The organism is Rhodococcus sp. Q1 (assembly GCF_004153645.1).
Classification (GTDB): Bacteria; Actinomycetota; Actinomycetes; order Mycobacteriales; family Mycobacteriaceae; genus Rhodococcus; species Rhodococcus gordoniae.
Genome location: NZ_SDMJ01000012.1, coordinates 31,534 through 43,735, shown reverse-complemented (window position 1 = coordinate 43,735; position 12,202 = coordinate 31,534). Strand labels below are relative to the sequence as shown.

10 protein-coding genes are annotated in these 12,202 nt (G+C 64.1%); 4 read left to right on the top strand and 6 right to left on the bottom strand.

The window, feature by feature from the left end; all coding sequences use genetic code 11:
- Nucleotides 1-234 precede the first annotated feature (234 nt).
- A complete protein-coding gene (locus EQ874_RS21575) occupies nucleotides 235-687 on the bottom strand; it encodes a hypothetical protein (protein ID WP_242496882.1) in 453 nt (150 codons plus the stop codon).
- Between the two features lie 86 nt (nucleotides 688-773).
- Nucleotides 774-1,133, bottom strand: a complete 360-nt coding sequence (locus EQ874_RS21570) for a hypothetical protein (RefSeq protein ID WP_129978120.1) — start codon at nucleotides 1,131-1,133, stop codon at nucleotides 774-776.
- 221 nt (nucleotides 1,134-1,354) lie between these two features.
- Between EQ874_RS21570 and EQ874_RS21565 the strand changes: the two genes are divergently transcribed.
- Nucleotides 1,355-1,951, top strand: coding sequence for a recombinase family protein (locus EQ874_RS21565; protein WP_129978119.1), 597 nt, complete (start codon nucleotides 1,355-1,357; stop codon nucleotides 1,949-1,951).
- 281 nt (nucleotides 1,952-2,232) lie between these two features.
- Here EQ874_RS21565 and EQ874_RS21560 read toward each other — a convergent pair whose 3' ends face one another.
- Nucleotides 2,233-3,387, bottom strand: coding sequence for a hypothetical protein (locus tag EQ874_RS21560; protein WP_129978118.1), 1,155 nt, complete (start codon nucleotides 3,385-3,387; stop codon nucleotides 2,233-2,235).
- A gap of 690 nt (nucleotides 3,388-4,077) precedes the next feature.
- Here EQ874_RS21560 and EQ874_RS21555 point away from each other — a divergent pair.
- Entirely contained in the window at nucleotides 4,078-5,082 is a 1,005-nt protein-coding gene (locus tag EQ874_RS21555; RefSeq protein WP_129978117.1) for a DUF4192 family protein, read from the top strand.
- 225 nt (nucleotides 5,083-5,307) lie between these two features.
- Here EQ874_RS21555 and EQ874_RS23015 read toward each other — a convergent pair whose 3' ends face one another.
- Nucleotides 5,308-5,472, bottom strand: a complete 165-nt coding sequence (locus tag EQ874_RS23015) for a hypothetical protein (RefSeq protein ID WP_157127009.1) — start codon at nucleotides 5,470-5,472, stop codon at nucleotides 5,308-5,310.
- A 212-nt stretch (nucleotides 5,473-5,684) separates the two neighbouring features.
- Between EQ874_RS23015 and EQ874_RS23010 the strand changes: the two genes are divergently transcribed.
- Nucleotides 5,685-5,945, top strand: coding sequence for a hypothetical protein (locus EQ874_RS23010; RefSeq protein ID WP_165369312.1), 261 nt, complete (start codon nucleotides 5,685-5,687; stop codon nucleotides 5,943-5,945).
- A 113-nt stretch (nucleotides 5,946-6,058) separates the two neighbouring features.
- Here EQ874_RS23010 and EQ874_RS21545 read toward each other — a convergent pair whose 3' ends face one another.
- Nucleotides 6,059-6,514, bottom strand: a complete 456-nt coding sequence (locus EQ874_RS21545) for a hypothetical protein (protein WP_242496881.1) — start codon at nucleotides 6,512-6,514, stop codon at nucleotides 6,059-6,061.
- 227 nt (nucleotides 6,515-6,741) lie between these two features.
- Here EQ874_RS21545 and mobF point away from each other — a divergent pair, with 227 nt between their 5' ends.
- On the top strand, nucleotides 6,742-11,169 hold the full coding sequence (mobF, locus tag EQ874_RS21540) for a MobF family relaxase (protein ID WP_129978144.1): 4,428 nt from the start codon (nucleotides 6,742-6,744) through the stop codon (nucleotides 11,167-11,169).
- Between the two features lie 248 nt (nucleotides 11,170-11,417).
- Here mobF and EQ874_RS21535 read toward each other — a convergent pair whose 3' ends face one another.
- The gene (locus tag EQ874_RS21535; protein ID WP_129978116.1) at nucleotides 11,418-12,158 is read right to left on the bottom strand and encodes a GAF domain-containing protein; all 741 of its coding nucleotides are present in this window, start codon (nucleotides 12,156-12,158) and stop codon (nucleotides 11,418-11,420) included.
- Nucleotides 12,159-12,202 lie beyond the last annotated feature (44 nt).

Sequence of the window (12,202 nt, the reverse complement as noted above, 5' to 3'; positions counted from 1 at the left end):
TCGCCTACGGCGATGCCTGTCGAGGTAGCGCTGAACTAGTACAGGAGTAGTACTGGAACGGTACAAAAGTGGTACAGTATGTGGTGCCCGAGACAGTAGTCGAGGGAAGTGGTTCGTGTAGGAGGTCTCCGGAGCGTAAGTACCCCTCGGGGCAGCTCCACCAGGTGGTTTCCAGCCTTGCGTGCCCATCACACGTAGAAGGTCCCCTCCATCCGGAGGGGACCTTCGCGCATCTCAAAGCGTCACGACTTCGATGCGATGCTCGATCTTGTGGCGCATGGACCCGCCCCGGCCCCATGCCCACGCGTGAACGTCCGGAAGCCACAGCAACGGATTGCTGGGGCGATCGTGAAGGTACTCGAACGGAGCGTGAGGGCCTACCACCTTCCGGATCACCCGATTATCTTCCCTGTCCTGGTCGCATGATTCGATGACGACGCGACTTGCCGACAGTTCCACCAAGTCGTGAGCGGCGGCCTCGAGCGTGAGATCCCGTGCTTCACGCTCGGTAAGTTTCGGCGACTTGACCACGTACAGGCGACTTTCGGCGTCCAACTTCGCGACCTCGGTCACGATCTTCGACGCGGCCTTCCCCGCCGACTTCATGTGAATCCGGCTGCTCCCCTTGGGGCACAGGTCCCTCATCCGCTTTCGCATCTCGTCCACGCCCGCCGGCAGGACCGTCACCGCGCACAGGATGTACTCCCCGCGCTTCGACTCGTCAATGAAAGCGTGCACGGTCCGCCCCCCGATGCCTGTCAGGTACGAGCACGTCAGGCTCCTTCTGGGGAGGAACCGCACACGATGTCGCGGATGACCGCGAGTTTTTCCTGAGCGTCGGACGAGCCCACGGAACGCAGCATCGCATCCCCACGTTCGCTGGGAGTCAGGACGGCGCTCACCACATCGGCGATGGGGGTGCCGAGCAGGTACAGGCGGACTTCGTCGTCCTGATTGGGTGGCAACTCGGCAGGAAGGTGCCCGATCCCGTGGGAGGCCAGGGCTCGGCTGATGGCGGACCGGACGTGGATCCCCAGTCGTCCCGCGTCCTGGATCCGCTTCAGCGTTTCCATCGTGGTGGTGTAGACGCCGGCGTCCACTACCGCCGCTCGCAACTCGCTATAACTGTCCATGATTTAGTCCTAATGATTAAACAACAATCTCAACTAATCTCATGATAGCGGAAGTTGGCGGGGACGGGAGGGGTGTGCTGTTTGACGATCCTCAAACAGCACACCTCGAAACGGTCCGGCACTCGATCATGTCCTGCGGAGGATGGCCGTCCGACCGTCCTGTTTAACCGTCCTGCATGTCGGTCTCGTATAGCTGACCCAAACAGCACTATCGTCGCCTCATGGACGGAATCCTGATCGGCTATGCCCGATGCAGCACCGCGGGCCAAGATCTGCGAGCGCAACGCACAGCCCTCAAACGCCTCGGAGTCCCCAACGACCGGATCTACACCGACAAGGGCTACACCGGCCGCAACCGACACCGGCCCGGTCTGCGCGAAGCACTCGCCGCCTGCCGCGAAGGCGACACCCTCGTCGTCACCAAACTCGACCGCCTCGGCCGCTCCGCCGTCGACCTCCGGGCAATCGCCGACGAACTCGAAGCCAAAGGCACCCGACTGAACATCGGCGGCTCCGTCCACGACCCGACTGATCCCACCGGCAAACTCTTCTTCGGCATGTTGTCGCTGATGGCCGAGTTCGAATCCGACCTCATCCGAGCCCGCACCCGCGAAGGCATGGCCGAAGCGAGAAAGGCCGGCCGACTCAAAGGCAAGCAACCGAAGCTGTCCGCCTTGCAGCGCAAACGCCTGCTCGCCGACTACGAATCCGGCGAATACACCGCCGCCCAGCTCTGCGAAATCAGCGGACTCTCCCGTTCCGCGATGTACGCAACCCTGCGCCGAGCCCGAGAAGAAGCCGCACTCTCCCGCACCTGATCGCCCAGGACGACGGGCCCGCAAGCCGACACAGCACTACTCGCGGGCCGAGGGAGCTCAGCCCGCGAGCCGATCTCACCGATTGCCGGCGTCCGGCGCATCGTCTCTCACCGCGGCCCTGACGATCCGGACCGTTGTCTTGACCACTTCCACACACCAAGGAACCCGACCGCCCATTGCACCACATAGATCAACATGGGCCGCAGTTGTGGCTCCCAGGTTCTCCACCTGTTCTGAACAGCGAATTCTTGCAAGATCAGGTAAATGAGACCGTGCGACTTTTAGGACTCCAGAGCCCTGCGCGCCGCCGCGAGTTCCTTCTCCTCGAAGCGATCGTTGGCATACCGGATAGCGGCGTCGAAGACATGATCGAGGTCCGCTACGTCGACATCGGATGGGCACAGGAACCGGTCGGTCCGTTCGTACCGAGTGTGACCCCCGGTATAACGCAGTCCGGACTCGGCCAGCTTCTCGCGAAAGTAGGAGTGCCAGAAGGGAGGGGACTTCGGGATGTACGTCACGGAGACTTCCAAGCCATCGTGTGGATCATCTCGTGGCTCTACCTCGACTTCCCCAAAGCGCTGGATAGGGGTCCACTGCACCGCATTGTCTGCTCCAAGAACTTCCAGAAATTCTTCGTCAGTCTCCAAGGGAGAGAGTCCGTCGGTAAACCCTGTCTGCCATGCCTCCACTTTCGACAGTCGCCGGATCTGTTGCGGAGGTTGGAACCTGTCTGGTGGCCGGACAGGAATAGCCCTAGTCGTATGGACCCGATTGATCTCTCCACCGAGGTCCTGACACCACCGCCGCCCATGAGCATCGGTGTACTCGACAGTGAACTTGATGCCGCTCGCATCAGTCGTATGGACAGTAACCAGCGTGAACCACGCTTCGTCATCAGTAAGGTCTCGGTACGGAGTGAGCTGTTCTCCTGATGGAATGAACTCGTGGAGCCGGTTGTCCTTCGCGACGAGTGCAGCGGTCCTGCGCTCGATGCCGTAGGCGCCATTAGGTGAATCGACGAAGGGCACGGTGACGTCGAAGAACCAGTCCTTGCTTCGATTCTCAATCCGGTAGGTGGGCAACGACGAGAGCGAGCCTTCATCCTCGACTTTGTAGATGATCAACAGCCGCGCTTGCGCCATGTCATTGTTCTCGCGAATCTCTGCTTCCTGGCGGCGATCGAATCGCGAGTGTGCACTGGCGACCAAGATGCTGAATGCGGCGATCAAGAAAGCTGCCGCGGTGCTCAGTCCTCCCGCCCAGGTACCCCATGCCACAAACCAGTTCGAAGTGATGTCCTGCGGACTTCGCGCGGCTTTGACCCCAGTCAGCACAAGGAAGGCGAGCATAAACACCGCGACGGCAATGACGACAGTTTTGAGTACGCGCTGGAATTGCCGCTCTTCGGGCAGCTTCGCGTGGCCGACCTTCACGCGGGAGTGTCTCTTCAACTGGAATCTCTCCTACCCAGGATTCAGTAGATCTCGAGGAGCGTAAACGACCTCGTGCACGCGATCGCAGACGCTTGCAGCTACGTGTTCTCATGAATTGGACGCTGAAGTGTGTATCGGCCTGCCTACTTCTCGGGGGCGGTCCGCCCCCTGGACCCCCTTCGGGTCGTCTCGGGTGTCGACGAGCAGTGTGTTCGTGGTCGGGTGTGGCAGTCGGATCTTTGCCTCGTTGGTCTCGGGGTCGGTAAACGTATGCTCCCGCGGCCGGCGGACGGTGCCCCCTCGCCCTGGCTAGGTGTGTGCCCCGGCTCGTCTGCGGTGTGTCGGCTCTACCGATCCCCGGGGGCTCCGCCCCCGGACCCCTGTCCCTCCCTCCCAAGGTTCCCGCTGCTCCGCGTGCACCGCGCCCGGTCGCCGCACACGGCCCTACCGGACCCGCCGACCACCGGGCAAGGGAAAACCCGCCCTTGCCCGGCAGTCACCGCGCCCGGTTCACCAGGGCAGCACCGACCGACCGAGGTATCCGCTCCACCACCGCCACCGAACCACCCCGATACACCCGCAAAACCGCAGGTCAGAGCCTATAAACGTGTGACCAGCATCACCAGAAAAGCACCGGATAAGCACCAACAAAACATCGAAAAAGCATCAAAACAGATGTAAACTAGAGGCATGAACAACAACGAGAACGCCCCCGTTACCCGCCTCAACACCGCCCAGTTCATCGAAGGCATCCCCGCCTTCCTCGGCATGGTCCCGAACGAATCCCTCGTCATCGCACTGATCGATCCCCAGGGAACGACCGGCCCCTTCGCCCGCCTCGACCACGACAACGCCACCGCCGTTGTCGCTCTCGACAAGCTCATGGCCGCCGCCGAATCCGCCGACTTCAACGCCACCATCGCCGCGCTCGTCAGCATCCACCCCAACGGCGACACCGCAGAGGAAACCCTTCTCGCCGCCACCCGCCACGCCTACACACTCGGTCTGGCCGTGCCCATCGCCGCCGTCCTGCCCGAGTACACCGCCGGTGAGACCTTCTTCAACTTCCCCAGCGCCGAATCCGGAGAACTCGGCGACATCCTCGCGAGCACCGTTGCTGTCCTCGGAGTCATCGACGGCCGCGCACCCATTGCCCCCAGCCGCGACGCCCTCGCCGCCGAACTCGCACCCGCCGAAGACCTCGGAGTGTTGTTCGAGCGCCAGTGGGACGCGCGCCAGGCCCGCGCCCAGGCTCCCGAAATCACCGACGCCGCGAACCTCGAGACGCTGCGCGACGCCATCGAAGCACCCCGCGAGCTGACCTATCCCGAAGCCGTCGCCGTCGCGATCACCCTCACCGACAACCCCCGCGCCCGCGACGTGGCCCTGTACTTCTCCCGCAACGCCGCCGCCGTCGCCATCCTGACCGACGCCGCCCGCAAGACCTCCGGCTACGCCCGCTTTACGATCCTGTCCGTCCTCGCCGCCGTCGCCTACGCACACGGCTACGGAGTCCGCGCCGCCGTCGCCCTCGACGCCATCGAGAACGGAGTAGCCCACGAGACCCAAATCCCCAAGCTCGCGCTTCTCATCCGCCAAGTCGTCGACCACGGCTTGCACGCGAAGGGAGTGCAAGAAGTCCTCGAGGCCGGTCGAAACGTCCTCCTCGAATTCGGATTCAGCCCCGAGGACTGACAAACACACCACGAGGCCCCGCCCCGGTGCGGGGCCTCGCCCTATCTCCAACTCACTAACGAACCCGCCCGCACCTTCGCAGCGCGCAGGGCCGAGCTCAGGGCATCGAGCCCCTTCGTCCGGCTTCTCCCGCAGCCCGCGCACGGATCCGCGCCACCGTGCCGGGACGACACCCAACCGCAGTGCGACGACCGTGCATCGTCATGGTGCGATTCAGGCGAGCCGTCAGAGAATGTCTGGCTTATCCGAGAAGCAGATGTCGATGCCGCGAGTGCGGGGTACGTCCAACACCGGTATGCCGGCGACCGCCGCATCGAGGGCCAGGTCCGAAATCGGCATCACCTCGAGCACGGCACCGAGCAAGGCCACTTCCGCTTCACTGCGCTGCATAAGATCCCCTAACGTCTCCGAAACCGCCCCGACTCGCGTGCAACGGTCAACTCTCATCATCGAATATCCACCGTGGCCGAACCAACCGCCTCGACACATCAGATGACGATCGCCTGCTAACTACCACAGCGTTCCTTACGCCCCGTCGTACAGGGCTGTCTCGATCGCGTGCTGATCCCAGCCATATCGCAAGACCGCCTGGTGCACCGCTCGTGAGCGTCGAGCACGTTCGGCACGGTCGGCGCGAGCACCACATGGGCAGCGAAGGCATCACCGTCGCCGGTGTTGACGCACAGCGGGTTGTCACAACGCCGGTGCATCGCCACTTCGTTGTCGTCGAGGCCACGTTCCAGCTCCACAGCGAGCGCGTAACGGTGCGGTCGGACCACGATCTGATGACCGTCTCGATCTATCCAGAACCGTCCGTAGCCGTCGTCACCGAGCGCACCGACCCAGAGGTGACAGGAATCTAAGTCCGGTCCGTACACCACGCGTTGGAAGAAGCGAGTCCGTTCGATCTCGTCTCCTGGCTCCCACCGCACAGTGGCTCCGTCTCTGACCTCGCGCCGTTGCTTGCTGCCCCCGATCAGGAGCCGGAAGCAGCTACAGGCACGTCGGGCGTCGGTTCCTTCGCCTCACTGCCGCCCTCGCTCGATCCTTGTGCGGGAGGCGTCGAGTCGTTGTTCTCTTCGGCCAGCTTCACCAACCGGCGCACCGTCGCCACGTCCAGATCGACGAGTTCGGAGATCGAGGTCGCGGTCTCGCCCCGTCCGGCAACCTGCGCCAGCGACCTGCCCGCCGCGAGTTCGGCCGCAGCCTTCTTCTTCTCGAACTCCTTGTTCGCCTTGGCGATCGCCGCATCACGACGAACAGCGGCCTTGTCCACCTTCTCCAGCGACGCCAATGCGCGCTCGAGGTCGCGCTGGTTGTCGCTGATCCGCTTGAGCAATTCAGCGCGCCGTTCCGACAGCTTCGACCGTGCCTGACTGCGCGCCGAGATCACCTTCGTCTCGTTGTGCACCGCATCCCCCGAAACACTCACTGCGACACCCTTCCCGTCTACAACAACTCACGCCGAGTCTAAACCAGCGGCCCGACCAAACCCGTCGCTTCGCCGGAGCGGTCTGCGACCGGCGGCTACACCGATCTACCCGCACCGTATCCGGGCACCAGCAACAGAAGAAAGGGGACACACCTCTTGCAGTTTTACTGACATTCGGGAATCCCGCTCCCAACCTGCACGTTCGTACCGCTAAGATCGAGCCCGTGATGACCCTCCACGTCCTGCACGCAGCGGACGGCTATGAGTACCTGACACGTCAGGTCGCCACAGCCGACCGCGAGCGTGAACGCGGAGCAGAACTGACCGATTACTACACCGCGCACGGCACACCGCCCGGCGAATGGTTCGGCTCGGGCGTCGACGGTTTGAACGACCTTCTCGACGAAATCCACGTCGAGAACGCCGACCGAATCTCGGTCGGAGATGTTGTCACCGAGGCGCAAATGAAGGCATTGTTCGGCGAAGGTCTCCATCCGAATGCCGACGCCCTGATCGCCGAACTCATCGATCGAGGCGTCCCCTCGGAGGACGCAATCCGGCTCGCCCGACTCGGCCGGAAGTTCCCGACCTTCAAGAACAACGTCGAGCTGTTCGACCGACACGCGGCCGAAATCGCCGAGTACACCGATACCCACGGACACGCCCCGAGTTCGGGGGAATCCGCTGCGATCCTCGACCGCATCGCCGGAGGAATGTTCCAGGACAAGCACGGCCGTCCGGTCGCGAACGAGGCCGAATTGCGGAACTGGATCGCCCACGAGAAGGGCAAAGTCCGCCACCCGGTAGCAGGCCACGACCTGGTTTTCACACCGCCCAAGAGTGTGTCGAGCCTGTGGGCGCTGGCACCGAACGAGACGCGCATCAAGATCGAGCGCATCGTCGATGCCACGGTGAAGGACACCCTCCGGTGGCTCGAAGAGAACGCCTGCTTCACTCGCGTTGGCCGCAACGGCGAGGAACAGATCGACACCAACGGTTTCGTCGCGACCCTCTACAAGCATTTCGATTCCCGCTGCGGGGACCCCAATCTGCACACCCACGCCGTCGTGTCGATCAAGACCCAGGCCGCCGAAGACGGCAAGTGGCGAGCCGTCGACGGATCGACCATGTTCCGCTTCGCCGTCGCCGCCTCGCAGCGATTCAACGCCGAAGTGATGCAGCGCCTGAGCACCGAACTCGACCTCGAGCTGACCCACCGCGAGATCGAGCAGGGCAAGCAACCCGTCGTCGAACTGGCCGCCATTCCCCGCGACATGCTTGAGATGTTCAGCTCCCGCCGCAGCGCAATCGAGGCCCGCCGCGACGAACTCGTGGCCGAGTACCGCGCCAAGTACCAGCGGATGCCCGACGCCAAGACGATGTATCAGCTCTATCAACAAGCAACGCTCGACACCCGCGAAGGCAAGCCCGACGCGAAATCACTCGCCGAGATGCGCGCAGAATGGCGCGAGAAGGCCGCCGAAATCCTCGGCGGCAACGAGGCCGTCGACCAGCTCGTCCGCGACGCCTTCGCCGTCGATCGCGCCCCGAGGCCACAGCGCCGCAGCCTCGACGACGACGCCCGAGCCGTGATCACCAAGCTCGAATCCAAGCGCTCGCGCTGGCAACTGCCACACATCGTCTCCGCAGTCCAGGCCCACCTCGGCGGTGAGACGTTCCCCGACCTCGACAGCTACCGGACGGCAGTCGATCGACTCACCAGCCGGGTCGTGGAGTTGTCGGTCACCACTCCACGCGTCGAGCTGCCCGCGATCCCGAGGCGTCTGCGCCGACGTAACGGCGACTTCGTTCTGTCCCACCACGGCAGCCACAAACACAGCTCCCAGCGCATCCTCGACGCCGAAACGATGCTGGTATCGGCCACCAGCGAACCCACCGTCTTCACCGCTCGCACCGCCTCGATCCACGAGGTGTACGAGACGATGCGCGCCGAAACCGGGCGCAACCTCAACGCCGGCCAGCGCACCTTGACCGAGCACTTCCTGCAATCCGGGGCACTGCTGGCCGTCGGTGTCGGACCCGCAGGAACCGGCAAGACCACCAGTATGAAAGCCGTCGTGCAGGCATGGCAGAACGAAGGCCGGAGCGTCGTAGCCCTCGCTCCCTCCGCAGTCGCCGCCGAAACACTCGGCGAAGAAGTCGGCGTCACCGGCCTGACCCTGGCCTCCCTGACCTACCCCTGGCGTGGTCTCGGCGGCAGTCGCCCCGGCACACTTCCGGCCGGCATCGACATCGCACCGGGCACGATGCTGCTCGTCGACGAAGCATCCCTTGCCTCCACCCTCGACCTCGCCGCCGTCGTCGAGATCGCCAAGGAACGTGGCGCAGTCGTCCGCCTGCTCGGTGACCCGGCCCAGCTCGACGCTGTGGAAACCGGCGGAATGCTGCGCTATCTGGCGCAGAACACCGACGCGCCCGAACTCGACACCGTGGTCCGATTCGGCAACGACACCGCCCAAGCCGAAAACTCGATGCTGCTGCGATCCGGTGACTCCACCGGCCTGGACCTGATCTACGAACGCGACCTCGTGCGCGAAGGAACGCGCGAAGAAATGATCGGCCAGGCCGTCGAGAACTACCTCCACGACCTCGCCGACGGCAAAGAATCCATCGTCATGCTGCCCACCCGCGAGGACGTCACGGCAGCGAACATCCAAGTCCAGGCCGTGCGCCGCCACGACGGAACCAGCGACGAATCCACCACCGTCGCCCTCGCCGACGAACTCACCGCAGGCCGCGGCGACATCGTGCTCACCCGCAGCAACCGCCGCGATCTGAACCCCTCCGGCGGAAAGAAAGCCGGAGCGTTCGTGCGAAACGGCGACCTGTGGGAAGTGCTCGATGTCGTCTCCGAACGCGGCGCACTGACCGTCCGGCACCTCGAACACGGCGGCGTCATCACCCTGCCGGCCGACTACATCAGCACCCACCTGCAACTCGGCTACGCCTCCACCGTGCATCGCGCCCAGGGCGTCACCGTCGACACCGCCCACGCCATCATCACCCCCGACATGGACCGCTCCGGGCTGTATGTGGCCGTCACCCGCGCCCGCACCGACAACCGGATCTACGTCCCGGTCGACGTGCCCGTCAACCTCGACACCGAGCGTCCGCACCTCGAAGACAAGAGCGTCTCCACCGGCCGGATGATCCTCGAAACCGTCGTCGCCACCGACAACGGCCACCGCACCGCCACCGAAGAACTCGCCGAACAAGCCGCCCACGCCACCGACCCGGAACGGCTGCGCGAGGCATATCTGGCCGCCCAACGCCGCCTCCGCGACGACGCACTCGAGACCGAGATGCGCCGCACCCTCCCCGAACACATCGCCGCCACCATCGAAGGCACCGAAGGATGGGCACAGCTCCGCCAGGTCCTCGCCGACGCCCACGACCACGGCCACAGCACCCGCACACTCCTCGGACACGCCCTCGCCGAAGGCCCCCTCGCCGGAGCGAAAGACATCGGAGCGGTCCTCGCCCACCGCACCCGCGCCATCGTCGGCCAGGTCACCCAACACCCGACATTGCCGCCGCTACCGATCCGCGACCCGCTCCACACCGACGCGGACATGCACGACTTCGCGGTCGAATGTGCCCGCCGCTATACCGAGGCCACCGACCGCGCCGCGGCCGCAGACACCGGCATCGGCGAGATCATCCGCCGCTACCGCGACACCTCCGCACTGCTCGAAACGCAGAGAGTTCGCACCTTCGCCGCCGCTGCACTCGGAGAAGAACTCGGTGCCCGCATCGCCGAAGAATCCTCCGCACGACTGCTCGCACGCCAGCTCCACCGCGCCACCCAAGCCGGCGTCGACCCGATCAACCTGCTCACCTGGCACCACGAACGCCTGGTCGAAAACGGCGTCGACACCACCGCGGCCGCGCTGCGCTCCGACATGGCCAAGCCCCTAACCGAGTTGATCGCCCGCCGCCACACCGCATGGCTCACCGAGCATGAAGAGACCATCGCCGAGCACCTGCCCACGCTCGCGTTGCAGACCGACGACGAACGCGCCCAGGCCATCGCCGGACGCATCGAACATCTCCACCGCCTCATCGGAACGAGCATTGAGGAGGTCGTGGCCGATCTGGCAGAGCGGGCCGGAGCCACAGCCCCGGCGACTGTACTGCTCGCCGAACTCGACCGCATCGCCGCCGAGGGCCGAGACCTCACAAACCCCGACGCACCCGAATGGGTTGCCGCACCCGTGTCCGATGCCGACACCATCGACCCCGAACTCGCCGCCACAATCCGCGAGGACTACCAGACCATCGCCGAGCTCCACCGCAACTACCGCGACCAGCTCACCGACGACACCGCACCGATCTGGGCACACGCGAGCCTCGGCGCCTGCCCCAGCGATCCCGAACACGCTGCCCTGTGGCGAGCCACCATCGCAGACGCGGCGGCCTACCGAAGCACCCACTACATCACCGACGAGGACACCCTCGCGGGAGGCCAGCCGAAGGACCGTCGTGCCACGCTCGATTGGACGCACGTCGAGCGTGAACGCGCCGAGCTGCAGAAACTGAGGGTTTGGCGGGAGCAGGCACACGCTCGGGAGATTGAGCACCAGGCTCACCGGCCCGAGATTAAGAACCTTGAGCAGAAGCGACCACGGCTGTAGTGAATCGCCGCGACCAGTAGAGGCGACCAGCAGCGGCAGGGGGGAACCTTAGCTCTCGCTGGATGTCCCCCTCCGGACAGACTCAGGCATGTGCCCTGTCCGCCTGATTTCCCGTAGTCCTCGCCGTAGCTCGGAGTAGTTCTCTTTCGTCTCGCTTCGGGAAGGAGCCTTCCCGCTGCTAGGCGACCTTTTGGTCGTTTTAGTGGTGGTGAGCTTCCTGGTGTTCGTCATGGGTGCTCCTCGGTTCGCTAGGGCTCGAAGCGGTGGTTCACCGGTTGCGAAGGCGCCTGCTCAAGAGCGTAAGGAATGGCAGCGACAACGGATAGGAACTGAAGGAGGTATTCGTCGTCGGGAGATATGTCTTTCGAGTTTGGGGAGTCGATGGATAGGACTCCGTAGAGCTTGCCCCCAGCCATGATGGGGTGAGTCATATACGTCTTGTAGGCCAGGTTCTCGTTCTTCGCGTCCTCCACGAAGCGTGGTTTACCGATAAGTGCTTGGTGAAGGGTGGGGGACTCGGTCGTATAGACACGTTCCGACTTGTCTCGTCGCCCTGCAAAAGCCGTAGGGTGGGCGACCATCCTGCCTGCTCCTTCTGTGTACTGGAAGACGCTCGCTCGAACAGGTCGAGGGCCGATCATTTCGGAAGCAGCATTCACGACGGATTGCAGGACTGAGGAAAAATGTTCCCGCCGTCTCTGTGGGTCTGTTTCGGCTACGGTCCCGGCTACCTTCTGCATCAGGGGCGACAGCTGGGAATCGATGTACCGAGCCATCGTCGCCTCGACGTCATCTTCATGGTTCTTCCGACTCAGTTGCACCAGGAAGTTGAGTATGAGGAAGCTAGCGGAGAGACCTATCGGTATCGCCTTCCACCAACCGGGAACCAATGCCGTGACCCCGCCCGCCACTGCTGCGAGCAACCCTAGGAGGGGGACAATCCACCAAGGCCCGCGTGCAAGGAGGGGCGGTTTGTGCTTGTTACTCACTACTTCTCCGTCGGGTCACGGCATGGATAGGGGCACAGCGCTTG

Excerpts from the sequence above, each read along its gene's own strand:
- EQ874_RS21570 (WP_129978120.1), bottom strand. The coding sequence starts at position 1,133 with ATGGACAGTTATAGCGAGTTGCGAGCGGCGGTAGTGGACGCCGGCGTC.
- EQ874_RS21565 (WP_129978119.1), top strand. The coding sequence starts at position 1,355 with ATGGACGGAATCCTGATCGGCTATGCCCGATGCAGCACCGCGGGCCAA.
- EQ874_RS21555 (WP_129978117.1), top strand. The coding sequence starts at position 4,078 with ATGAACAACAACGAGAACGCCCCCGTTACCCGCCTCAACACCGCCCAG.
- EQ874_RS23015 (WP_157127009.1), bottom strand. The coding sequence starts at position 5,472 with ATGCAGCGCAGTGAAGCGGAAGTGGCCTTGCTCGGTGCCGTGCTCGAG.
- mobF (WP_129978144.1), top strand. The coding sequence starts at position 6,742 with ATGACCCTCCACGTCCTGCACGCAGCGGACGGCTATGAGTACCTGACA.